The organism is Nostoc flagelliforme FACHB-838, from assembly GCF_014698065.1.
In the GTDB taxonomy this organism is placed as follows: domain Bacteria; phylum Cyanobacteriota; class Cyanobacteriia; order Cyanobacteriales; family Nostocaceae; genus Nostoc; species Nostoc flagelliforme_B.
On sequence record NZ_JACJSI010000049.1, the window covers coordinates 1 to 23,841 of the forward strand.

The 23,841-nt window shown below is 41.9% G+C and carries 18 protein-coding genes and 2 pseudogenes; 14 read left to right on the plus strand and 6 right to left on the minus strand.

What is annotated here, in order from left to right:
* Positions 1-187 precede the first annotated feature (187 nt).
* The 3 genes and pseudogenes from H6G97_RS21705 to H6G97_RS21715 all read left to right on the plus strand — a co-directional run.
* Positions 188-439, plus strand: a pseudogene (locus H6G97_RS21705) (hypothetical protein); the annotation flags it as partial.
* A 181-nt stretch (positions 440-620) separates the two neighbouring features.
* On the plus strand, positions 621-1,424 hold the full coding sequence (locus H6G97_RS21710; protein ID WP_190942751.1) for a hypothetical protein: 804 nt from the start codon (positions 621-623) through the stop codon (positions 1,422-1,424).
* A gap of 70 nt (positions 1,425-1,494) precedes the next feature.
* Positions 1,495-2,292 carry a hypothetical protein gene (locus H6G97_RS21715; protein ID WP_190942752.1) on the plus strand — a complete coding sequence of 266 codons (798 nt, stop codon included), beginning with the start codon at positions 1,495-1,497 and terminating at the stop codon, positions 2,290-2,292.
* 6 nt (positions 2,293-2,298) lie between these two features.
* On the opposite strand, the gene H6G97_RS56025 is transcribed toward H6G97_RS21715, so the two are convergent.
* Complete coding sequence (locus H6G97_RS56025) at positions 2,299-2,469, minus strand: hypothetical protein (protein ID WP_422394204.1); 171 nt, start codon at positions 2,467-2,469, stop codon at positions 2,299-2,301.
* Here H6G97_RS56025 and H6G97_RS21720 point away from each other — a divergent pair.
* The 8 genes from H6G97_RS21720 to H6G97_RS21755 all read left to right on the plus strand — a co-directional run bounded on the left by H6G97_RS21720 (position 2,442) and on the right by H6G97_RS21755 (position 10,359).
* Positions 2,442-2,681, plus strand: coding sequence for a TIM-barrel domain-containing protein (locus tag H6G97_RS21720; RefSeq protein ID WP_422394206.1), 240 nt, complete (start codon positions 2,442-2,444; stop codon positions 2,679-2,681). The genes H6G97_RS56025 and H6G97_RS21720 overlap by 28 nt on opposite strands.
* A 347-nt stretch (positions 2,682-3,028) precedes the next feature.
* On the plus strand, positions 3,029-3,346 hold the full coding sequence (locus H6G97_RS21725) for a peptidoglycan-binding domain-containing protein (RefSeq protein WP_190942753.1): 318 nt from the start codon (positions 3,029-3,031) through the stop codon (positions 3,344-3,346).
* Between the two features lies 1 nt (position 3,347).
* Positions 3,348-4,664, plus strand: coding sequence for an Nramp family divalent metal transporter (locus tag H6G97_RS21730; RefSeq protein WP_242055074.1), 1,317 nt, complete (start codon positions 3,348-3,350; stop codon positions 4,662-4,664).
* Positions 4,665-4,722: 58 nt separating this feature from the next.
* On the plus strand, positions 4,723-5,574 hold the full coding sequence (locus H6G97_RS21735) for a DUF1206 domain-containing protein (protein ID WP_190942754.1): 852 nt from the start codon (positions 4,723-4,725) through the stop codon (positions 5,572-5,574).
* A gap of 175 nt (positions 5,575-5,749) precedes the next feature.
* Positions 5,750-6,610, plus strand: coding sequence for an HAD family hydrolase (locus H6G97_RS21740; RefSeq protein WP_190942755.1), 861 nt, complete (start codon positions 5,750-5,752; stop codon positions 6,608-6,610).
* A 294-nt stretch (positions 6,611-6,904) separates the two neighbouring features.
* On the plus strand, positions 6,905-8,518 hold the full coding sequence (locus H6G97_RS21745) for an alpha-amylase family protein (RefSeq protein ID WP_190942756.1): 1,614 nt from the start codon (positions 6,905-6,907) through the stop codon (positions 8,516-8,518).
* A 129-nt stretch (positions 8,519-8,647) separates the two neighbouring features.
* Positions 8,648-9,625: a TIGR03885 family FMN-dependent LLM class oxidoreductase gene (locus tag H6G97_RS21750; protein WP_338421817.1), complete on the plus strand. Its 978-nt coding sequence runs from the start codon at positions 8,648-8,650 to the stop codon at positions 9,623-9,625.
* An 8-nt stretch (positions 9,626-9,633) separates the two neighbouring features.
* Positions 9,634-10,359 (plus strand): hypothetical protein, encoded by a 726-nt coding sequence (locus H6G97_RS21755; RefSeq protein ID WP_190942758.1) that lies wholly within the window; start codon positions 9,634-9,636, stop codon positions 10,357-10,359.
* A gap of 129 nt (positions 10,360-10,488) precedes the next feature.
* Here the strand turns inward: H6G97_RS21755 and H6G97_RS52770 are convergent.
* The 3 genes and pseudogenes from H6G97_RS52770 to H6G97_RS21765 form a co-directional block, all read right to left on the minus strand.
* Positions 10,489-10,767: pseudogene (locus H6G97_RS52770) on the minus strand (hypothetical protein); the annotation flags it as partial.
* A complete protein-coding gene (locus H6G97_RS21760) occupies positions 10,686-12,242 on the minus strand; it encodes an alkaline phosphatase D family protein (protein ID WP_190942759.1) in 1,557 nt (518 codons plus the stop codon). The pseudogene H6G97_RS52770 and the gene H6G97_RS21760, both read right to left, overlap by 82 nt.
* Before the next feature lie 119 nt (positions 12,243-12,361).
* Positions 12,362-13,156 (minus strand): hypothetical protein, encoded by a 795-nt coding sequence (locus H6G97_RS21765; protein ID WP_190942760.1) that lies wholly within the window; start codon positions 13,154-13,156, stop codon positions 12,362-12,364.
* Positions 13,157-13,647: 491 nt separating this feature from the next.
* On the opposite strand from H6G97_RS21765, the gene H6G97_RS21770 reads away from it, so the two are divergent.
* The 3 genes from H6G97_RS21770 (at position 13,648) to H6G97_RS21780 (ending at position 19,822) form a co-directional block, all read left to right on the plus strand.
* The gene (locus tag H6G97_RS21770) at positions 13,648-16,080 is read left to right on the plus strand and encodes a PhoX family protein (protein WP_190942761.1); all 2,433 of its coding nucleotides are present in this window, start codon (positions 13,648-13,650) and stop codon (positions 16,078-16,080) included.
* Positions 16,081-17,221: 1,141 nt separating this feature from the next.
* Positions 17,222-17,986 carry an N-acetylmuramoyl-L-alanine amidase gene (locus H6G97_RS21775; protein ID WP_190942762.1) on the plus strand — a complete coding sequence of 255 codons (765 nt, stop codon included), beginning with the start codon at positions 17,222-17,224 and terminating at the stop codon, positions 17,984-17,986.
* 270 nt (positions 17,987-18,256) lie between these two features.
* The gene (locus H6G97_RS21780; RefSeq protein WP_190942763.1) at positions 18,257-19,822 is read left to right on the plus strand and encodes a glucosaminidase domain-containing protein; all 1,566 of its coding nucleotides are present in this window, start codon (positions 18,257-18,259) and stop codon (positions 19,820-19,822) included.
* A gap of 57 nt (positions 19,823-19,879) precedes the next feature.
* Here the strand turns inward: H6G97_RS21780 and H6G97_RS21785 are convergent, their stop codons facing one another.
* The gene (locus H6G97_RS21785; protein ID WP_190942764.1) at positions 19,880-21,250 is read right to left on the minus strand and encodes a hypothetical protein; all 1,371 of its coding nucleotides are present in this window, start codon (positions 21,248-21,250) and stop codon (positions 19,880-19,882) included.
* Positions 21,251-21,649: 399 nt separating this feature from the next.
* Positions 21,650-23,572 (minus strand): tRNA uridine-5-carboxymethylaminomethyl(34) synthesis enzyme MnmG, encoded by a 1,923-nt coding sequence (gene mnmG, locus H6G97_RS21790; RefSeq protein ID WP_190942765.1) that lies wholly within the window; start codon positions 23,570-23,572, stop codon positions 21,650-21,652.
* Positions 23,573-23,841: the final 269 nt, after the last annotated feature.

Sequence of the window (23,841 nt, forward strand, 5' to 3'; positions counted from 1 at the left end):
TTCTGATTGCTTTATATGCTGCCCCATTTTCTCCACCAGTTGTTTGATGCTGGCTGGAGTCTTTTCCCAATCTGAGTCGGAAATTTCAATTCCGTAGGCGAGGCAGTTTTCATCCATGCCTCTTAATCTACCATCTCAGTAACCCATTTTTGACTGTAGCGTTTCTTATCCTGTGAACGGTTACGGTATTTCTTATCAAGCAATCGGTCAGACCCAACCTCGATATCTTGCAGGTGGGCAAGAATTTGTCTTACGAGACTTACCAACACCTATCAGCATTACTTTGGTACGTCAAGATGGTGGACTGCTAAAAGTTATGCCCATGTCTACCTCTGAAAGTGAAGGGACACTCGCAGTCTCATTAGATGAAACAACCAATTTCGATGACAATCAAGGCGTATTGAGAATTCAAAAAGATGGTCAAGTCTTTTTGAATTAATATAATTCACCGCAAAAATGTTGAACGCCTTAAAACGCTGATTACAACAACTCAAAAGTTTTGCGACCGTTCAATAATATCAGGTTCAGTTGAAGACTCATTATTATAATGACGTAAAAGCTTTTGAATAATAAGTCATGTTCTGAACTTGATATGAATTAACCCAAATGGAGAATTTGAAATGATCAACTTTATTCAAACTAAGCGGAGTTCTAAAGGAGCTATTGCTCTAGTAATATCTGCAATGCTGCTTGGAAGTTGTACCAACAACTTAGATCAACAAGCCGGAGTACCAGAAACCAATGTGACTACAGAAGAAGTCGCAGACAATACAAACGAACTAATTGGTAAAACTGTAACAATTAGAAGTACATCCGTCAGAAAATTGGGGCCGTCAACTTTCACAATTGCCGATAAGGAATTTTTTAGCGCTCAACCAATTTTAGTTGTAAATGCTTCGGGTAAAACTTTCACTCTGCCTAGTGACCCAAATACACCAATCCAAGCGACAGGCCCAGTTCGTAAGTTTGTGATTGCAGATATTAATCGAGATTACAATTTGGGCTTAGATCCAAACTTGTACAAAGAGTACGAAACCCAACCTGCAATTATTGCTCAATCAATTGCACTTGCTCCTAAACCAGGTGAACTTACCACAAACCCTCAACTATACTACGGTAAAAACTTGGCAGTGACAGGTGAAGTAGAAAACATTAGAAATGCCAATTCCTTCACCCTAGATGAAGACAAATTATTTGGTGGACAAGATTTGTTAGTGATCCGCGCTGGTACCCCGAAAGCAACTGTCAATGAAGGTGAGAAAGTTGCAGTCACAGGTGTGTTGCGTCCATTTGTTGTAGCTGAACTAGAACGAGAATATAACCTGAAATGGGATTTAACTTTACAAAAGCAGCTAGAAGCAGAATACAGCAATAAACCTGTGTTAGTTGCAACAGAGGTATATCCCTCAGCAATTCCGCAATAAGGGATTTTATAGCATTATCTATCAGGAAAATTTTTCACCAATAGCCTCAAGATAAATAAGAACAAGGGCAATGAATGACAATTATCAAAGGGGAAATTTCTTACAGGCGTTAGGTCAAGCAGGGGTATTAGTTTTCCTGGTAGCGATCGCTTTGGTAGTGAGAAGTTGTAGCTTTTTTGAGGCAAAGCCAACTATCACTAACACATCCGAAATTGCTGAGAACTCTGATGAATTTATCGGGAACTCTGTAACAATTAAAAGCAGAGTAATTCAGAAAATTGGTTCGAGTTCATTCACGGTTAGTGATGCACGGTTCTTTCGCGGTGAACCTCTTGTAGTTGTTAATGCTTCAGGCGTGCCTTTTAATCTACCATCTGACGAAAACATCAAAGTGCAAGTTACTGGTCAGGTTCGTAATTTAGTAATTCCCAAAATTGAGCAAGAGTTTAATCTCAACATACAGGACGAATATTACAAAGATTACATCAATAAACCTGCAATTGTTGCTCGATACCTTGTACTAGCGCCTCAACCTGGCCAAATAACACAACGTCCCGAACAATATTATCGTCGTCAAGTTGCAGTTACGGGGAAAGTGGACAATATCCGCAGTCCGGTTTTACTAACGCTAGATGAAAACCAATGGCTTGGTGGCCAAGATTTGCTAGTTTTATTAAAAGCACCGCCCAAAGTAGCAATAAATCAAGGACAGACAGTATCGATAACTGGCGAAGTTCGTCCTTTTGTTATTGCTGAAATTGAGAAAGAATATAATTTTACCTGGGATCTAAATGTTAAAAGAGAGTTAGAGGCTGAGTATAGCAACAGACCTATTTTAGTTGCTGAAACTGTATATCATCCTTCTTAAGAATTCTCAGTTTGTCATGGCTGTCTTAAATGCTCTACTTTCTGTGAGATTTTCTTCGGGGCGACCCTTCACTACCGCCACATTGAACTTGGCGTTCTCTGGAAGGTAGAGGTGGCGACCACCGCGAAGCTCATAATTTTTATGGATTAATTCAAGCTGAGGCTGGATATGAAGCACTAGCTGAGTACCAACCTGAACGACGACCTTTCATTGTTTCGCGCTCTGGTTGGGCAGGTTTGCAACGCTACGCCTGGACTTGGACGGGCGATATTGAAACTAGCTGGAAAGGATTACGCCAAACTATTCCCACAGTTTTAAACTTGGGATTATCAGAAATTCCCTACAGTGGCTCTGATATTGGTGGATTCAAAAGCAACCCCTCTTTATAATTACACACTAGAGCCTTACTTATATGAACTGAACGATCCCAACTTTAGAACCTATGAAGAAAACCTGAGAAATGGGATAAATCCAAACAGAGCAAAAATTTGATAAGAGGATATTGGAAAAGTCCTCTTATCGGTATCAAAAGTTCTAATTACCTCTAAATCTCTCGATAAATTGGGAGACTTGGATTCCGGTTTTCCCTTTTTTAAGGGAGGTTAGGGGGTATCTAAAAATGCCTCAAGTCACAGCAAAACACTTTTCAAAGAACGGGTGCATTCTTACCAAGAGTTAAGCTTGATCCAGTTCTAAAAATAGTTCACTTTGTTTAATTTGGGAGAAACATAAATTTATGAATACTCAATTTATGCGTTCAATAATTTTACCATTGGGCTTAATTTCTGCATTGTTTTTGGGGATGTTACCCTTTAGTTTTACACCTGCTAAGGCGCAGACAACCTCAATTACAGGTAGACTTTCAAAATACTCTCCTGTGAAAGCTCCCTTCCTTAAACCTGGATCTCGTGGACAGCCTGTGAGAGATGTGCAAGCTGTCCTGAAATATTTAGGATTTTATAACGGAGCTATTGATGGTATTTATGGCCCTAGAACTGCTACAGCAGTAGCTACCTTTCAACGATCGCAAAGATTCACCCCAAGGTTGGGATAACTTGAAATGGTTAGGCCCTAGTTTTTTGTGGATGCTTTCGGCTGCGGGTTCGGGTGAATTGCTATTTACACCAAGAATTGCCGCACTCTATGGTTACACCCTGTTGTGGGCGCTACTTGCTGCTGTGGTTTTGAAATGGTTTATTAATGGTGAAGTTGGTCGTTTTTCAGTTTGTACCGGCGCAACCATCCTAGAAGGTTTCAAACAACTTCCTGGCCCCAAAAACTGGGCAATCTGGCTAATTTTGCTACCGCAAATAGTGGTAGCAATTTCTACCGTTGCTGGACTTTCGGGAGCCGCCGCTACAGCGCTAATTTTGGTTGCTGGAGGAAGTGTGCAACTATGGACAGTAATTATCATTGTTGTGACAGCTGCGATCGTACTTTTGGGGCAATACAACGTAGTGGAAAAGATTTCTTCTTATTTGGGGATTGGCCGTACTGTAGCAGTGGTAGCTGCGGCTATTTTCGTTTTCCCTAATGTTGGCAAACTAGCATCCGGGTTAGTACCGCAAATTCCCCAAGACGTGCAGTATCAAGAAATACTACCTTGGTTGGGTTTCATGTTGGCAGGAGCAGCTGGATTAATGTGGTATTCCTACTGGGTAGAAGCCAGAGGATATGGTGCAGCTAGTGTTAAAGGAAAAGAAAGCATAGACCCTAAGCAACTCAACCAGGAGCAAAAAAAGAAGCTGCGCGGTTGGCTAAATCTCATGACTATATCCAACACTTTAGCAGTGGTGGGTGCGCTTTTAGCGGCGTTGTCTTTCTTAATTCTTGGTGGTGAGTTGCTGCGTCCACAAGGACTTGTACCAAAAGAAGATCAGGTTGCAGAAACTCTGGGTAGCTTGCTCGGCGACCTTTGGGGGCCATTTGGCTTTTGGTTTATGGTGGCGATCGTTTTTATTACCTTTTGTAGTACCGTACTATCGGTAGAAGATGGTTTTGGACGAATGTTTGCCGATGGTACGCAGATATTACTGCAAGGGTTTAGCGTGCGGGGACGCTGGACAAATGAAAAGTTTTTGCAGCGTGTTTATATTGTAGTGCTACTGGTAGCCTTACCCATCGCCGTTTACCTGTTTTTCGGTGAACCTGTCGGCTTACTACAAACCGCAGGCGGAATTGAAGCTGCTCACATCCCCATCGTCACTGGACTGACTCTTTATTTAAATCATCGAATGTTGCCCAAGGAACTGCAACCATCAAAAATAATTTTTGGTGGAACAGCGATCGCTGGCATATTTTTTGGTGTGTTTGCAATTATTTATCTGTTGCAACTGCTTGGTATAATTGGCTCAAACAGCGCTTCAGGTTAATAAATATAGTGTGGAGAGCAGTTTCATCTTTCTGAATTCTAAATAGTTGCTACGCCGTATGACACTACCCAATTCACCCCTAGAACCAATTAGGCAACCAGTTAAAGAAATAACTTCTCTCCCTTGGTTTGAGCGACTAGCACGATTAGGGTACGCAGCAAAAGGTGTCGTTTACTTTATTGTTGGGTTATTAGCAACCCAAGCAGCCATTGGTTCTGGAGGTCAAACCACGAATACAACTGGTGCGTTAAAGGCAATTGTTGTCCAACCTTTTGGAAAACTTTTGCTAAGTATCATTACCCTCGGAATTATTGGGTATGTACTTTGGCGTTTAGTTCAGACGTTTTTCGATCCTGAAAAAAGCAAAAAACCAATTAATGCTAAACGAATTGCCCAACGGATTGGCTATGCTATCAGTGCTTTAGGTTATACAGGTTTAGCTTTGACATCTGTAAAGCTGATTATGGGTTCATTCGTTGGCGATAGCGATTCAACTGAGGATTGGACAATATATATCTTGGCTCAACCCCTTGGGCGATGGCTAGTAGCACTGGCAGGGATGATGGTAATTGGTGTTGGTCTTTCTTACCTTTATAAAGCGTATAAAGGCAAATTCCGTTACCATTTAAAACTTTCTCAAATGAGTCTAACTGAGGAAAATTGGGCAGTGCATATAGGTAGATTTGGTATTGCTGCCCGTGGCATTGTTTTTGGCATTATCGGCATTTTCTTGATGCTAGCGGCAATTCAATCTGATGGCACTCAGGCTAGAGGGTTGGGTGGTGCATTGACGGCTCTAACGCAACACCCCTTTGGTCTTTGGCTTTTGGGTATAGTGGGTTTGGGTTTGATTGCTTATGGCATCTATTCAGGAATAGAGGCTCGCTATCGGCATATTGCTAATTTATAATTTTTAACGTGTTGGCGTAGCCCGTCGTAGACATTGCTAATTTTTGCTGTATTTGTAAAACTGGTATTTTGCCATTAATTGCCCGACTTTCTAACTAATTATCCTGGCTATTTTAGGATTTTATCCAAAATTACTAATATTTTTGCAAAAATACCATAGTTGAGAACCTTTTGTTATGACTGTTTCGACCAAACCCCTTTCTAATCACATCGCTATAGTTTTCGATTTTGATGATACTCTGGTTCCAGATACCGTTGATGCTTTGTTAGAAAGCTTAGGTATTGATGCTCTGGAGTTTCGCCAAGAAAAAATTCGACCTTTAATTGACAAAGGATGGGATAAAATTCTAGCTCGGTTTTATGCCCTCATTGAAGAGTCAAAACGACAAGATAACAAAATTACACAAGAATATATTGCTAGCTTTGGTCAAGAATTAGCTCCCTTTGATGGCGTTAATAAAATGTTTGATCGCTTGCAACAATGCGCTCACAAATCAAATCCAAAAGTAGAGGTAGAATTTTATTTAATAACTTGTGGAATGGTGGAAATTGCTCGTCATAACTGTATTGCTCCAAATTTTAAAGCGATGTGGGGTTGTGAATTTTCTTATGGCGATCGCAACGGTATAGAGTTTTTAAAGAAGATTGTCACTCACACAGAGAAAACCCGCTATCTCTTTCAAATTGCCAAAGGTTTTGATGATTACCAAGATGATGGTAAAACATTTGTATATCGAGATTTACCACCAGAGGAATTGCACGTTCCACTGTCACAGGTAATTTATGTTGGTGATGGTGAGTCAGATATTCCCTGCTTTTCTCTAATGAATCAAGAACAGGGTACAGCGATCGCATTATATAAAGACAGTACTCCAGAAGAATGGGGACGAAAGTTACAAATTACTCAAAGTCAATGGGTTGCTAACCTCGCACCTGTTGACTATAGCGAAAATTCTGAACTGATGCGATCTCTAACACTGGCGGTAGAAGGTCTTTGCAAGCAGATTGCTTTGCAGCAATTGAGTGTAGGTGAGTAGAACTGCTAAAAACAACCCACAGTCATCTTGCCAAAGCAACCACTCTCAAAAATTTATTGCCTATCGCGTTTCTCTGCGAGACGCTTCTCTATGAGAGGCTTCTCTTTAAGAGACGCGAACGCGAACGCGCACCACGTAAATCAGTATGGCTACGCCACGCTACGCGAACAGAAATCAAAAGCTTTGTTGAGTCAGATATGCAGATATACAGCATTCCTGACTTAATTCCAGCCAATCTGAGAATGTTCTACTCAGCACTATCATTTACATTTCAGTAATTAAAAAGGCAGGAAAATGCAGAAACTTTGGTACAAAAATGCAATTTTTTACTCCTTGGATGTCGAGACATTCATGGATTCAGACGGCGATGGTATTGGCGATTTCCAAGGACTAACTAAGCGTTTAGATCATCTTTCTGGACTGGGAATTACCTGTTTATGGCTATTACCGTTTTATCCTTCTCCCAATCGAGATAACGGCTACGATGTCATGGACTACTACAACGTTGATCCACGATTGGGGACACTAGGAGATTTTGTCGAGTTCATGCATCAAGCTAGCGATCGCGGTATTCGAGTTCTGGTTGATTTAGTAGTAAATCATACATCAATTCAGCATCCTTGGTTTCAGCAAGCGCGTTCAGATAAACACTCCAAGTATCACGATTACTATGTGTGGTCGGAAAATCCACCTAAAACCAAGCCAGAACAGATAATTTTTTCTGGAGTAGAGGATAGTCTTTGGGAATACGACAAACAAGCTGATGCTTACTATCTGCATCACTTTTACAAAGAGCAGCCTGATTTAAATATTGCTAATCCTGCGGTACGAGAAGAAATCTACAAAATTATGGGTTTTTGGCTGCAACTTGGTGTATCAGGGTTTCGCATCGATGCTGCGCCATTTTTAATTAATCCACTTGGCATCTCAGATTGTCCAGACTTGCAAACTTTCCTCAAAGATATGCGAGAGTTTATTACCTCGCGTCGGGGTGATGCAATTGTGTTTGCAGAAGCAAATGTAAGTTCTGAGAAAATACCTGTTTACTTTGGTAATGGCGATCGATGTCAGATGTTGTTTAATTTCTTACTCAACCAATATATGTTTTTAGCTCTGGCACGTAAAGATTCACAAACTTTACTTGATGGACTGAAATCATTACCTGATATTCCTAACATCGGCCAATGGTTAAATTTTGTCCGCCATCATGACGAACTCAACCTGGACTTAATTAGCGATTCCGAACGCCAAGAAATTTTTCAGGCTTTCGCACCCGAAAAGAATATGCAAATTTTCGGCAGAGGCGTTCGTCGTCGTTTACCACCAATGTTAAGAGGCGAACGCCGTCGGATTGAACTTACATACAGTGTGCTATTCAGCTTACCTGGGACACCTCTGCTACGCTATGGCGAAGAAATTGGCATGGGTGAAGACCTTTCACTTGAGGGGAGAAATAGTGTCCGCACAGTCATGCAATGGTCAAATGCACTCAATGGCGGCTTTTCTACCGCTTCGTCGGATGTCCTTACCCGACCTGTGATTAAAGAAGGAGAGTATGGTTATAAACAGGTGAATGTAACAGACCAACAACGCGACCCCAACTCCTTAATCAATTGGATGGAACATATAATCCGTATTCGCAAGCAGTGTCCAGAATTTGGTTGCGGTAAGTGGCAAATTCTAGAAACTGATCAACCGTGTGTGTTTGCTCACTGCTGCGAGTCGGAAGGTGAAAGTGCGATCGCTTTACATAATCTAGGAGATTATTCATGTACAGTCACGCTAAAATCTGATGAGTATAACCATCTAATTGATATATTTGGCGATTCCCAATACGAACCTCTCGACATTAATTTGCCATCCATCCCAATAAAAGCATACGGCTATCGCTGGTTTCGCGTTAAGTAATTTAACAGCTTATACCAATTCTCCTCTCATCAAGCAACAGACGCAACCTCGAAAAACCAGACTGAATCTGATTTTCTTAATTACGAATTACGTTAGCGGAGCGGGGCGTTAGCCCATTACGAATTACGAATTGGTATTATCTTTATGGCAAAGATTGGATATCACGCTTCTCATGAGCAATTTAAACCGAGCGAACTGCTAAAATACGCGCAAATGGCAGAACAGGCAGGTTTTACTCATGCTCTCTCTTCTGACCATTTTCACCCTTGGAGTGAAAACCAAGGGCAAAGTGGTTTCGCTTGGTCTTGGTTAGGTGCAGCAATGCAAGCAACTCCAAAACTTTCCTATCGGGTTGTCTGCGCTCCCGGACAACGGTATCATCCGGCGATAATTGCCCAAGCTGCGGCAACTTTAGCAGAAATGTTTCCCCAACGCTTTTGGCTGACTGTCGGTAGCGGTCAAGCACTTAACGAATATATTACTGGAGAACACTGGCCCGTAAAAAGCGATCGCAATGCTCGTCTCAAAGAATGTGTCGATGTTATCCGCGCACTTTGGGCAGGCGAAACTGTTACTCATCACGGTCTAATCTGTGTTGAAGAAGCAAAGCTTTATACACGTCCCCAAATACTACCTTTAATTATTGGCGCTGCTGTTACCGTTGAAACCGCAGAATGGTTGGGCAGTTGGGCAGACGGATTGATTACAACTTCGCGCCCTTCAGAGAAGTTAAAAAAGGTTGTAGATGCTTTCCGTAGAGGCGGAGGGGAAGGCAAGCCAATGATATTGAAAGTGCAGCTTTCCTATGAGCGTGACGAGCAAACAGCACTCCAAAAAGCTCATCAGCAATGGCGCAATAATATCTTTAAGAATATCGTGATGACAGAACTGCGATCGCCAGGACAGTTTGATGCAGTTGGGGAGTTTGTTCAGCCGAAAGAGTTATATGAACACGTTCGTATTTCAGCAGATCCTCAACAACACATCGAGTGGTTAAAAAAAGATATTGAATTGGGGTTTGATGAACTAATTTTGCACAATGTTAACCGGGAACAGCAACAATTTATCGAAGTGTTTGGTGAGAAAGTTATTCCGGCTTTGGTATAGTAAAAAGCATGATCACTGCAATATGTGCGATCGCCTTAGCCATTATACATTTGTTTTCAGGTAAACTACAATTTATTAGAGCTAAACCGCGTAGTCGTTGGCTCTCATTTGGCAGTGGGGTATCTGTAGCTTATGTGTTCGTCCACATTTTGCCAGAACTGAGTAAAGCCCAAATAACACTCCAAAGCAGTTTGAATATTGGACTTGCTTTTTTAGAGCATCACGTTTATTTGGTGGCACTTTTAGGTTTAGCAGTATTTTATGGCTTAGAACGATTTGCAAACAAGTCGCGTCAACGCAATCAAAAAGCAGGGAAGGGAGATGTTACTGCTTTAGACGTTTTTTGGATACATATTGCTTCTTTTGCTGTTTATAACGCCTTAATTGGCTACTTGTTAGTACACCGAGAAGAATCAAGTATCAAGAGTTTATTGTTCTATTCTTTTGCGATGGCACTGCATTTTGTAGTCAACGATAATGGTTTGCGCGAAAACCACAAACAAATATATGATCGGATTGGGCGGTGGTTGTTAGTAGCTGCGATCATTGTTGGTTGGGTAATTGGCATTGGCACGGTAATTCATCAGGCGGCTGTTGCGGTTCTCTTCGCCTTTTTATCGGGAGGTATTGTACTCAATGTCCTTAAGGAAGAACTACCAGAAGATCGAGAAAGCCGCTTTTGGGCTTTTGCATTAGGTGCGTTCGGCTATGCAATTCTTTTATTAGCTCTTTAATTAACATAAATTGGCTCATTGCAAGTTGCTATCTTCATAATTATTGCTAATTATCAACCCTTGCTTTCCAAATTAATAATATTTAGTGTTTATTTCATCACTCTATAGGTTTATCTAGCTTCAAAATCCTTATTTGAACGCTTCTTGGAGTTGTTCAGATGTCAAAGATTTTATTAAGCTTAACGGTAGTGGTTGCTGACTAATTGTATTAACGTAATCTCGACTCAAGTAAGGAAGGTAACTTGACTGTTGGACAACATACGTTTCAAAAAATGGAACACTCAAAGCTTTAACATAACGACGTGCCAAGGCAGGACTTGAGCCGATTACCTGTGTAGGAACAGGTACGGCGGCATTTGGTGATTCTGCAATAGTAGAAAAGTGTGTGCCGCCATTGATAGTCGGTAGTCACTACGCCAGCGCTGATGATTGAGGTCACAAACAACGTAACCGCGTTGTCTACCATTAAAATATTTTACCCACGGACTCTCTGGCAAAGCCTTCTCAATTCGGTCACTAGCGCCAAAGCCTGAGGTAATCGATGTGCCGACAAACTCAGTACCGACTGTAGCAGAGTTAGGGTTATTGTAATCAGCTTTCAGGTCGCTTACCCAACTGGAGTGTGTGTCACCAGTAATCACAACTGGGTTAGCTGGCTGACGTTGAGCAAGGAAGTTGAGAATACGGCTGCGAGCAGCTACATAGCCGTCCCAAGCATCAATATTAAAGGCAGTCTCAGGGCCTGCTGTCCAGTCGTGCTGGGTAAAGACAACCTGTTGAGCAAGAACATTCCAGCGTGCCCCAGAACGCTCTAGATTGCGGAACAACCACTGCTCTTGTTCAGTACCAGTCATAGTGGCATTTGGATCAAGAGCTTCTGGACAGCGTGGTTCAATAGTGTCATTACAAGGTTGGTCGCTACGATATTGACGAGTATCGAGAACATTAAATTCAACTAAGTTACCAAAGTTTAAGCGTCGATACAGCTGCATATCAATGCCTCTAGGTTTTGAAAAATCCCGCAGTGGCATATGTTCGTAGTATGCTTGAAAAGCAGCAGCACGACGAGTTAGAAAAGCTTGGCGTGATTGTTGTTCTGGATCTTGAGGGATTTCATCCGCCCAATTATTGTCAACTTCGTGGTCGTCCCAAGTGACTATCCAAGGAAATGCAGCATGAGTTGCTTGTAGGTGTGGATCAGTTTTGTATTGGGCATGGCGGTTGCGATACTCCTCCAGTGTCACTGGCTCTCCATTACCTTCATGAGGTCGGAGTGTATTTGCTCTTGGCGCTCCCTCGTAAATATAATCACCGAGGTGAACCACCAAATCTAAATCTTCTTGAGCCATATTTTTGTAGGCGGCGAAGTATCCTTGCTCCCAGTTTTGACAGGAAGCGAAGGCAAAGCGGAAGCGCTCAACGCGATCGCGCGGGTTAGGAGCAGTACGAGTTCGTCCAATAGGACTGACTTCATTACCTACTCTGAAGCGATACCAGTACCAACGGGCGGGTTTTAGTCCCTGCACTTCTACATGCACAGAGTGTCCAAATTCTGGAGTAGCCATCTGTGTGCCACTGTAGACAACTTGCCGCATCTTTTCGTCGGTAGCAATCTGCCATTGTACTGGAACATTATATGGTGGCATTCCACCGCCATTGAATGGATCGGGGGCTAAACGCGTCCACAGCACTACATTATCTGGAAGTGGTTCACCGGAAGCCACACCCAGACTAAAGGGATAATTAGAAAATCGGGGTTGGGCGATAACTTTGTTAGACCATTGATTGGCGATCGCAAAACCAGTTAAGGCTCCAGTCCCAATCAAAACTTGTCGCCGTTTCAGCCGACTTGATAGCAAGCGCTCAATATTGAAGTTTTGCATATATTTTCCTTATTACCGCGTTTGAATCATAGCGAAGTGTAACAGCGTAACTTTAATGCTTATTTGCAATTAGGTTAAGGGTTGATTATTCAAACGCAAACCTAATTGTTTTACCTAAACTAATAGCGCGATTTTTGGATATGCTTGAACGCAGAAAATGCTCCTACAATTCCCAAAATTAGCAGACTAATTGTTGAGCTTGTTTCGGGAATAGCTTGCACACGATCAACAAGCAACCCTGAAATTATTGTTGGTTCGCCTACATCTACAACCCCAACCCCTAAAGTATATTCACCATCAGTTGGTAGAGTTAAGGAAAAAGTTTTAGATCCAGTTTCTTCAAAAAAGTTGGAATTAGAACTTGTAGCCAAAAAATCTGTAGTGCTATCTGCTAATTTGAAAAATAAGTTTTGAGAATTATTACTCAAAGTTGCGAAAGCGAAATCATTAAAAGCAGGATTGCTATTATCGCCAACTGATTCATTGGTGAGGAAGTTCCAAGCAAAAGATAAAGTTTCTCCTGCTTGTGCTCTGAATGTTTGTTTGATAGCAGAACCCTCAATCGCATCTGCTAGTAAGCCTTCTCCAAAGAAAGATGATACATCTAAAAAGTTCTCTAATGAGTTCTCAGCAATGCCTGTGATATAGGCAGCAGGAGCGGCACTTCCTCCTATAACTTCTCCACCATTTTCGTCAACACCAACCACTTCATTATAAGCAGTTGATAGAAAAGCTTGAGAATTTCCTTCTACTGTTTTGCTCCCAAAAGCTGAAGTCTCTATTCTGTAATCGCCTAACGTATGCCAATTGTCAAAGCTATTTTCAAAGCCACCGTTGATGATTGCAGCTACAGCAGCATTAGGTAGAACCAAACTTACAAAGATACTAACAGTAGCAGAAATAACTATATTCATTATTTACTCCTTAATTTTCAGCTTCAACTTTAAATACTGTATTTGTCGTGAGTATTTACATAAAAATTTACTGCAAAAACTATCTATATGTTTTTCTATAACTCAAATTAAAAAGCAGAAGTTTAAAAAAACTTTAAGCAGACATTAAAAATAGAAGATTATTCAACAAACATCCTTGAGGTAGAAATATAGTTATCTCTTAAGATTGATGTGATCAGTAAAGGTATACCTACATAGTTATGAATGTAAATTAATATTCTTTATGCCAAATAGTTGCAAAATTAAAAATAATTAGTAAGTCTCCAAAAAAATATTAATTATTGCTATATCTGCATTTTTTTTGAATATCAATTTGCTGATAATTCGAGTTAATAGATGCAGCCAATAGTCAAAATATCTGATAACGATGGATAAAATTAATCATTTCTAGAGAAGAAATGGCAAAAATTTTAGGCTAATCATTTCCGCTATTCTTAACAAGAGGTAATCTAATGACTAAATTTACACGTAGAGAGTTACTGGCTTTCTTTGGTGCAAGCGCTGGTGCAACTGTCCTAGCTCCTGCTTTTGGGGAAAAACTTTTGGGCGGTAATGCTGCTAATGCAGTTCAACCCTTAAAATTTACTCCAATTCGGTTGCCCCATCCTTTACCGATTTACACACAACAAACAAGCTACTTAGCAACAGGAATTGGGCAAGGAAATGTATTACAACCCTCTGCTAATGCTCAGTTAAGTAGCTATAGCACAGTAGATGATGTTGTGGTTCCACCGGAATACGAACGGTATGTAATTGTGAGTTGGGGCGATCGCGTTTTTCCAAATCAAGAAGATTACTTTGGCTACAATAGCGACTACACGAGCTTTATTCCTATTGATGGTAGAAGCCCCAACGACGGCTACCTTTGGAACAATCACGAATACATCTCCTACCCATTTTCTACAACTGTACCTGGCTTCTTAACTGATAGCGGTTTAGGAGGATTCCCCACATCTTACCCCCTTATTATTGGTCGAAATTTACCAGAAGACAGAACTAATATCGAAGTCTTAGGTGAATTCATGTATAACATCGGCGGCTCTGTCGTGCGGATTGCCCGCCCAAACCGCAGTGGCCGCTTTGCTGTGGTGCGTGACCCGAATAACCGCCGCATCCACGGACTTTCTGGTTTAGGAATTAATCGCGATCGCACTGATAATTATAAAAACATCACATCTTGGGGTGGCAGAAGTTACCAGCGAGGAGACAACAATTATCTGATTGGTACTGGGCCAAGTGCGACAGAAGTTTTCCCCCTCAGTTCTGACGGACTAGGTAACAAAATCATCGGCACGGGATTTAACTGTTCTGGCGGTACAACTCCTTGGGGAACTGTCTTGTCAGCTGAAGAAAACTTTCAAGCCAGTCCAAGCTCTTTTGTCGGAGTTCAGGAACTTGTCATGCCCGATGGCACACAAACAAGCTACATCGAAGGCACAACAGGCGCTAGATTTGGCTTAGTTGGCGAAAAATACGGCTGGATGGTAGAAATCGATCCATCGAATCAAAGTTTCCGCCCACGCAAACATACTGCTTTAGGTCGCTTCCGTCATGAAAATATCGCTGTGCGTGCGAAAACTGGACAACCATTAGTGGGTTATATGGGAGACGATCGGCGCGGCGGGCACACTTGGAAGTTTGTCAGTTCTGGTACAGTTACAAACCCCACTGATAAAAACAATAGTCGCTTATTTGAAAGCGGCACTTTATATGTCGCCCGTTACAATCCCAACGGTACAGGACAATGGATTCCTCTCAAACTAAACACGCCGACAAATCCGATTCCACCATCAACTCTTGCTTCTGTAGAAATTGCCGCATTAGGACAGGCTTCTAATAATGGTAATACTCGGCTACCAAAGCGCAGTGGTCTTTTAGGACAAACTGAAAATGGTGGATCAATTATTGTCACGATAGAAACAGTTACTGGTTCAGGCGGAACTATTAGCTCTTATGGTGAGACTGAAGCTTTACCTGCTTACAGGGGTAAGAAGTTGTCAGATTTCTACACGAGCCAGGGTGCAGTGCTGGTCGATGCTTTTTTAGCTGCTAATCTCATCGGCGGAACTCCAACGGCTCGTCCTGAAGATTTGGAAATCAACCCCAGAAATCCGAATGAAGTCTTTATCGCTTACACAGATGGTGCGCCATCAGGAGATGGATATCCTGATTCACGGATATTTGTCGTTTCCAAGTACAGTTCTAACGTCAACGCTGCACAACCTTCTGGTGAACTTTTTAAAATTATCGAAGATAGTGCTGATGGCACAGGTACAACCTTCCGTTGGCAGCGATTTGCTAAAGGTGGTGAAGCGGGAGCAGAACCGGGAGATGGCTTTGCTAATGTAGATAACTTAGCATTTGATAGCCAAGGTAACATTTGGGGTGTCACTGATATGTCTACTGAAGCGCACAATGGTTTCAGCACAGGCGCTAACCCAGAAGTATTAAGGGTAGACCATCGGGTAGTGGGTTCTAACTCACCCAGTGTGGATGATTCTAATTTTAATGTCAGAACTTCTAACCTGATTGGGGTTTTTGGCAATAACTTTCTTTTCTTCATTCCCACCAGTGGCCCTGATGCTGGGGAAGTTGTACCTTTTGCTTATGGGCCACCGCGCTGTGAGTTGACCGGGCCTACTTTCGTTGGCGATACACTGATTATTTCGGTGCAGCATCCTGGTGAAGAAGTTCCATTTACCCCTCAGCAAACTCTTAGCCGAGATATTGAGATTTTGAACTTGGATGGCACTTTGTTTACTCAAAAACGCAGTGTGCCTCGTGGTAGTAATTGGCCTAGTAACATTGAGGGGAATTCTGAGGGGCCACCGCGTCCAAGTGTGATTGGGATTCGACGCAAACAATCAAGCGGTCGCTTTGTTTAACACTATCCAATTTTTAGATCGAATACGAAAATCAGATTCTTTCCCCTGTTACCGCGCTGGCTCCCCTTAAAAAGGGGGTCGCCGCAGGCGGGGGGAGCTTACATTCGAACCTATTGCGCCTATGGGATGCGGACTTTGTTTGTATAGCTGCGAATGACATTAGCTTGGATATAAAATCATTCAAATACTACTGTTCTATTTCCATATACCAATACACGATTTTGCAAGTACGTAGTCGTAGCCTACACTTCTTTCTCTACAAGAGGCTGCGCCCTAAGCGTAGCTATGCCGCAGGCTTTACGGCAGATCAGTGACCACCCATCAAAGGGTGGCATGTGGAGCCAGCCATTAAGTGGATCGGGGGCTAACGCGTCCACAGCACTACATTATCTGGAAGTGTAACAGCGCAACTTTAATGCTTATTTGCAATCAAGTTAAGGGTTGATTATTCAAACGCAAACCTAATTGTTTTACCTAAACTAATAGCGCGATTTTTAGATATGCTTGAACGTAGAAAATGCTCCTACAATTCCCAAAATTAGCAGACTGACTGTTGAACTTGTTTTGGGAATAGCTTGCATCCGATCAACAAGTAACCCTGAAACTATTGTTGGTTCACCTACATCTACAACCCTAACGCCTAAAGTATGTTCACCATGCCTTCCCCATCACTTTTTTCCTAGAAATGCACCTCTTTTCTTAAGTTGTCACCAATAGCCGGAGACTCTTAACGAGACAATGTAAAAGCTTATCTGAGACTGGCTTTCTCGTTAAGTTGACACCACACCAATGAAGGCCTTGTGGCCCTATGTACCCTGCGGGACGCTCCGACTTCAGCGTCCCGCAGGGATGGGATATTTTTTAACTGGAAGTCCTTAAAGGAAAAATTTCTCCCTTCTCATCAGGAATCTATATGGTAAAACTTGTTTATATATTTAGGAAAAACGAACATTGTTAGGAGCAAGCTTGATTAATTCTTCAATATAGACAAAATTTACACTTCTTTACAGTGAGTCCTTACTTCTTTTCACCCACAGTGAGGTGTCTAAGACGGGCTATGCCTACGCATTTGGGTTAACAAGTAAAATAAAGTGTAGAAGATAATTCGCACCTCTCAAGCTATAAAAAGGAAATCAACACGATGAAATTTGGTATTGATATTGGACACAATTGCCCTCCTCACGATACAGGAGCAACAGGCATTAAACAAGAAGACGTTTTAACTAAAGCAGTTGGTACACGACTAATACAAAAACTCAAAGCAGCAGGTCATACCGTTATTGATTGCACTCCTACAAGTGCTAGCAATATAAATGATTCTCTAAGACAGCGAGTCAATAAAGCGAATGCTAATAATGTTAATGTCTTTGTCTCCATTCACTTTAATAAATTCAACACTAAAGTTAATGGTACAGAGATTTTTGCCATTAGTAATACATCAAAAGGTATTGCTCAATCAGTTTTAAAAGAGATTCTAAAACTTGGGTTTAATAACAGAAAAGTTAAAAATTCAGGTTTTTTTGTTCTGAAAAATACACAAATGCCAGCTATTTTAATTGAATGCTGCTTTTGTGATTCTACAGATGATATGAATCGCTTTGATGCCGAAAAAATGGCAGAGGCAATTAAAGATGGATTAATTGGTGAATCAGATGATGATGCACCCAAACCTGATAAAGACTACGTTTTAGAAATTACAACAAAAACTGTTTTAAAGCCTTCTACAGAACAGGCATCAGAATTACCAAAAGAATCTCTAATTGATCTTGAGCCAGGCAGTTACCCAATTTTAGATGTCCGTTTTGAGGAAAACCATTATTGGGTTAAGTGGCCTGATAAAAGTAAAGGAAATAAAGATGAGTATTTTGTTTTTGCTGGACATAGTAAAGTTAGAGAAAAAGATTAACTAATTATATCTAAATAATTCGTTATAGCGGTTCTCGTATGCTGCGGGAAGCCGCTACGTGTCTATGGACATAATACACTTTGGCCTCTCTCCAAACCTGTCTTTTAAAAGGAGAGAGGCTTTGAATATTACTCCCCAAGGCTAGCTTTTAAAGGGCTGGGGATTAAAACTGTATTGCACTCAACCCAGAAGTGCTATAACATCTAGACCAAACCCCTAACTTCTCTAATAAGTTAGGAATCTACAAATACTTTTTAAGAGGAAAAAACTATGTCATTACTAGATGATTTAGTCAAAAATTATTTTAATAAAGATTTAGCAACAATATTTACACAAGTTGGTGTTGAAAGTGCAAAAGTTACCGCAATAAATCGGCAAACTCTTAAAGAAGTTACCCTCGCTCAATGGTTGCTAGAGTCTGCTAGAGGTAAAAGTGAACTGGCTATCAATGCTAACAATTTTGCCGGATTAAAATGGCGAAACCCTGATATGAAAGGGTTTGCCGAACCGTTAAAAATCAAAGTTCCTTCTGAGTTAGTAGAAGTTGAATTCTGTAAGTTCCAAGATATTGATGCCTTTATTATTGGTTATTGGAAGTTTCTAACTCGCTCTCCTTATAAAGGCTTAGAAGATCATACCAATACGCCAGAAAACTTTCTTGGCTTTCTTCAGGGTAAAGGTTATTCATCTGATCCTAAATATATAAGTAAAGTTGTAAACTTACTTCCAGAGGCGCAGAAGTTACTGGCTAATGCAGGTGGAGTTGCCATTCCTGCCTCAGTGGAACAACTTCAGTTAATTCGTGTTCCAAAAGAAGTTGAATTAGGACAAAATTTTCGGATTGAAGGCGTAGCACGTTTAATCGACAGTGGCAAACTTTTGTCGATTATGATCGACGATCAACTTCCGGCTGTAAGTGTACGAATTAGTGAGGATGGCAAATGGCAATTTGATTTCGTCTTTAAACAAGAAGGCGATCGCCGCATGAGAATTGCCATTGATGATCAAACTCTAGATATCAAAATTAAAGTTATTGTTCCTTTCGATAACAAAGACGACGAGAATACTCAACAACCGACAGCATCCAATTTACCAGGAGCGAAGGTAATTAAACTCAGTGGTAGTGTAGGAATTGGCGGAGTCAATAAAGCTGATGATGTTAAGGCTATAAAGGCACGATTGTATGAGCTAGGCTACAGATGGGTAGGCGATCCTAACAGTGCAGACAGAGACAGAGGATTATTTGACGCGATCAAATTATTTCAATCAATTATTGCTGGTCGCAGTACTGTTAATGGTGATGGTCGAGTTGATGTTGGTGGAATAACTCATCGATGGTTGCAAGCAGCTAACGCACCACGGTGGGAGTTGATGCCAAAAAGCGACCCTGATAATGGTTTCGTTAATGGTGAACTGGAAGACACGCAAGATAACCATGATTTTGGAACACACTGGTTGGCTGATGTTATCAAAAAAATTGCCCAAGACTATCAAAACAGTTATCGTAAAACTCACCCCACAGCTGCTCGATTTGCAATTAACGATGTTAGCCTTCCTCATGGAGGCGATACTCCCGACCATAAAGGGCATGAAACTGGCATGATGTGCGATGTTTACTTACCTAAAAAAAATGGGAATTTCGGTGGCATCGTTTGGTCAAGTTCTGAATACGATCAAGATGCTGCACGAGCTATTCTTAAGTCTATTGGTAAGCAAAAGCTGGTACGGGCAGTCTTTTTCAACGATCAACAGCTAATTAAAGAGAGACTTTGTGTTTCTCTAAGTGGTCACGATAATCACATTCATTTTGAAATTAACCCACCAGTAAGGAGTTAATTGTTGGTGAGTTTAACGCCTGAGAATTTATATAGCTGTTGCTGACAAGAATAACTTTTACAATTTCTGCCCTGCGTAAATCGATCGCACTTCACCGTTACGGCGGATAACAGCTTCGCCATTACTGACATCTACTAGTGTCCAACCGCTTGAGCCAATGCTTTCACCCATATTAATGCGGCGAGTCACACCATCGATTTTAAACAAAGCGGCAGATTTATCGCCCAATTCTAGCAATCCCTCTAAGGTATTACTGGGAGCCTGTGCGATCGCAGTTGGCGGATATACTTGTTCTTGAGTAATAGTTGGTTCTGACTCTGGGGCGAGTGCTGCACGTAATGGAACTACTGGTAATGCAGGCAGAGGCTTGGGTGTTTGCCGCACGGTAATAGGTGCAGTTTTTGCTACCACAGGTTGGAGTTCAGCTCGTACAGCCGCAGCTAACATATTGACGGTTACAGGTTTGCCAGTTTGTTGCACTGTATTCAGGGCATTTTTCACAACATTAGGTTGAGATCCCTTTAATACACTGGCAACTTGTGGTAAAAGTGTAGGAGTCCCAGGAATAGCTGGGAGGGCATAGCGCATTGGCGACGGCGCTTGATAAACGGGAACATAAATGCGCTCAACAACTTTTCCAGAACGGTTAGGGACTGGTGGTGTATTGTTGCTAGCTAAAAGTGGAAGTGCTGGTAGATTAGCAGTTGTTTGTTGGTTACTAACGGCTATTTGGTTAGTATTTGCCTGACTGGAAAATCTAGGACTGAAAGATTTTTGATTGGGCGTTGCTCCTTGCTTGTCTATAACAGCCAGCGCTTGGAGCATATAGTCAACTAACTCTGCCTCAATTTCTGTTTTTACAGGCAACTGTGACTGCGGTTGCGGTTGCGGTACTAGAAGCGCTGACTCAGGCAATTTGCTATTTAAAAGATAGACGACTCCAGACTGTACCAGGTAGATCATACCAGCGATCGCCACGCCTAAAGTTGTTCCGACAATCAGCAGTTTGCCCAAAGCAGGACTACTTTTCTGACGCTTTTTACTAACTGGTTTAACAGCGGCACTGTCAAATACAACGGTACTTAATTGTTTATGGTTATCTTGAGCAACCGACTGTAGTGGCTGGTTCAATGTGTTCGGTAAGATAATCTGTGGTATCGTAACCGTTTGCGGAGGCACATATTCTGGAGGCGATTGGTGTTGAGCTTGGGCGGAAACCCCAGCAACAGATTGGCTTGGTTTTTTCTGACTACTGTGTCTAACAGTTTGAGAAGGCAGATTACCACTAACATCCAGAATGTAGTCGATATCGGCAAAGAGTTCATCCATGAGGCCATCAGCATAGTTTTCTATCGACCAAGGCTCGTTGGCGATTAAGTCTTCTGATGGTTCCGGTACTATGAGACGGGTGCTGGCTTCTTGTAACATAGACGTTCTGGGTTGTTGCTAGGACGGGGAAACGCCGCCCCTACTGCCGATTATTCAGAGAAGGCAGGAGGCAGAAGGCAGGAGGCAGGAGTAAAGAAGTATGAATAAAAATTTTAGTTTTGGGTCATTACCCAGTTTAAAAAGAAGAATTGTATTGAGCGTCAAGTGCCGCGAGATACAAAGCTTCTTGCTTCAATTCCACACAGTTGCGTGTAGGTTACTCCTGCCTCCTGAATAATCAAACATCCAATCCCCGTCCTATTAAGACGAGTTGATTGAGCGTTGTATTAAACTCAACTTTCATCTGGAGATTGTTGATGATGGCAGTACTAATATTTATGTCATCTATCATACCAATCTCCCTTCTTACTACTATACTCAGTCTTTATGAACTTGGTGTTAAGCTAACGCTGGAAACTCTTGCTGGCTATTGGTTCTACGCACTTCTAGATATAATAATAAAGCATTAATATCTGCTGGGTTTACGCCACCGATACGTGCAGCTTGACCAAGAGTAAGTGGTTTTACGTGGGTCAATTTTTCCCGTGCTTCTTTGGAAAGAGTATCAATTATTGTGTAATCTAAATCCGCAGGTAACTGGCGGTGCGCTTGGCGGGCAATTTGGTCAATTTGATTTTGTTGTCTAGCGAGATAGCCAGAATACTTAATCTCAATTTCTGCGCCTTCTTTCTCAGCACGGTTGAGGTCGGGGTTTCCCAATCCAAACCTATCGAGGTCAACGTAATGGAATCCTGGCCGCCGCAGCAAGTCGTTGAGGGTAATTGAACCTTTAATTGCTTGTTGGGTATTAGATGCGATCGCTATTCCCATTTCATCATGTTCTTTAACTCGTGTGGCTTGCAATCTTTGTTTTTCTGTGGTAATGTTACCCTGTTTTTTGATAAACATATCCCATCGGCGATCGTCAATTAAACCAATTTCCCGTCCCAAAGGTGTCAAACGCTGGTCGGCATTGTCAGAACGCAATATCAATCGGTACTCTGACCTACTGGTGAGCATCCGGTAAGGTTCCCGCAAGTCTTTTGTACACAAGTCATCAACTAAGGTGCCAATGTAACTTTGCTCGCGGGCAAAGACAATCATTTCTTGAGAACGAACAAATCGAGCTGCGTTAATTCCCGCCACCAGCCCTTGAGCAGCAGCTTCTTCATAACCTGTGGTGCCGTTAATTTGCCCAGCACAAAATAGTCCGGCAATCTTTTTAGTCATCAGTGTGGGGTAACACTGAGTTGCAGGTAAATAGTCATATTCCACAGCATAAGCCGGACGCAGCATCACACATTTTTCCAAACCGGGGAGAGTCCGCAACATTTGCAACTGCAAATTTTCTGGCAACCCTGTAGAAAAACCTTGAATATAAAGTTCGGGTATATCCCTTCCTTCCGGTTCAATAAAGATTTGATGGCTTTCCTTATCGGCGAAACGCACAATCTTATCTTCAATACTGGGACAATAGCGCGGCCCTTTAGCTTCCACCCAACCGCCATAAACTGGCGACAGGTGCAAATTTTCCTGAATTAGGCGATGGGTTTCGGCAGTTGTGCGGGTAATGTAGCAAGGCATCTGTTCCCGTTCTACCCACACATCCGGGTCAAAGCTGAACCAGCGCACATCTTCATCCCCTGGCTGGATTAGCATTTTACTATAATCCACCGATCGCTTATCTACTCGTGCTGGAGTTCCAGTTTTAAGTCTGCCGGTTTCAAATCCCAGACGATTTAGGGTTTGTGTCAATCCCTCAGCCGCAAATTCCCCAGCACGTCCGGCTGGCATTGATTTGTTACCAACCCAGATTTTGCCTCCCAGGAAGGTGCCAGTTGTCAAGATGACTGCTTTACATTTAAAACCGACACCAAAATAAGTTTCAACGCCGATGACTTCACCGTTAGCACCCAACACCAAGTCTGTTGTCATACTTTCGCGGATTGTCAAGTTTTCTTGGTTCTCAACAATATTTTTCATCACCGCTGCATATTCGCGCTTGTCTGTCTGAGCGCGTAATGCCCAAACAGCAGGCCCCCGTGAAGAGTTGAGGATACGTTTTTGCAGGTAGGTGCGGTCTGCGACTTTACCAATTTCTCCGCCGAGTGCATCTACCTCATGGGTCAACTGAGATTTGGCTGGGCCACCCACTGCTGGGTTACAAGGTTGCCAAGCGATTTTATCCAAGTTGAGCGTCAATAGCAGGGTACGACAACCGAGGCGTGCAGAGGCGAGAGCTGCTTCGCAACCGGAGTGACCTGCACCGACGACTATGACATCAAAAGCGTCTTGGAATTCAACGGAATTGTGCATGGTCATACTTACAGGATCGGCAAGCTTAGAGTTCTTTTCAATTTTAACTGTTCCAGTGATTTCATGGATGCATCTTTCTAATAAAAAAGTTATCAAATTTACTAGTACTCAATCAAAGGCAAATTTATCCTTTTAACCTTAATTAAAAATATAATATTTTTACAAATTGTGACGATCTTTCGGGTTATCTATTACAGATATTATTCACGTAGTTGGACATCAGCAGAAATCAATTCATTCTTAACAAAAATAAATTAAATGTAAAATTATAATTT

What these genes read in the sequence shown, in the direction of transcription:
- H6G97_RS21710 (WP_190942751.1), top strand. Translation starts at nt 621, where the DNA reads ATGATCAACTTTATTCAAACTAAGCGGAGTTCTAAAGGAGCTATTGCT.
- H6G97_RS21715 (WP_190942752.1), top strand. Translation starts at nt 1,495, where the DNA reads ATGAATGACAATTATCAAAGGGGAAATTTCTTACAGGCGTTAGGTCAA.
- H6G97_RS21725 (WP_190942753.1), top strand. Translation starts at nt 3,029, where the DNA reads ATGAATACTCAATTTATGCGTTCAATAATTTTACCATTGGGCTTAATT.
- H6G97_RS21735 (WP_190942754.1), top strand. Translation starts at nt 4,723, where the DNA reads ATGACACTACCCAATTCACCCCTAGAACCAATTAGGCAACCAGTTAAA.
- H6G97_RS21740 (WP_190942755.1), top strand. Translation starts at nt 5,750, where the DNA reads ATGACTGTTTCGACCAAACCCCTTTCTAATCACATCGCTATAGTTTTC.
- H6G97_RS21745 (WP_190942756.1), top strand. Translation starts at nt 6,905, where the DNA reads ATGCAGAAACTTTGGTACAAAAATGCAATTTTTTACTCCTTGGATGTC.
- H6G97_RS21755 (WP_190942758.1), top strand. Translation starts at nt 9,634, where the DNA reads ATGATCACTGCAATATGTGCGATCGCCTTAGCCATTATACATTTGTTT.
- H6G97_RS21760 (WP_190942759.1), bottom strand. Translation starts at nt 12,242, where the DNA reads ATGCAAAACTTCAATATTGAGCGCTTGCTATCAAGTCGGCTGAAACGG.
- H6G97_RS21765 (WP_190942760.1), bottom strand. Translation starts at nt 13,156, where the DNA reads ATGAATATAGTTATTTCTGCTACTGTTAGTATCTTTGTAAGTTTGGTT.
- H6G97_RS21770 (WP_190942761.1), top strand. Translation starts at nt 13,648, where the DNA reads ATGACTAAATTTACACGTAGAGAGTTACTGGCTTTCTTTGGTGCAAGC.
- H6G97_RS21775 (WP_190942762.1), top strand. Translation starts at nt 17,222, where the DNA reads ATGAAATTTGGTATTGATATTGGACACAATTGCCCTCCTCACGATACA.
- H6G97_RS21780 (WP_190942763.1), top strand. Translation starts at nt 18,257, where the DNA reads ATGTCATTACTAGATGATTTAGTCAAAAATTATTTTAATAAAGATTTA.
- H6G97_RS21785 (WP_190942764.1), bottom strand. Translation starts at nt 21,250, where the DNA reads ATGTTACAAGAAGCCAGCACCCGTCTCATAGTACCGGAACCATCAGAA.
- mnmG (WP_190942765.1), bottom strand. Translation starts at nt 23,572, where the DNA reads ATGACCATGCACAATTCCGTTGAATTCCAAGACGCTTTTGATGTCATA.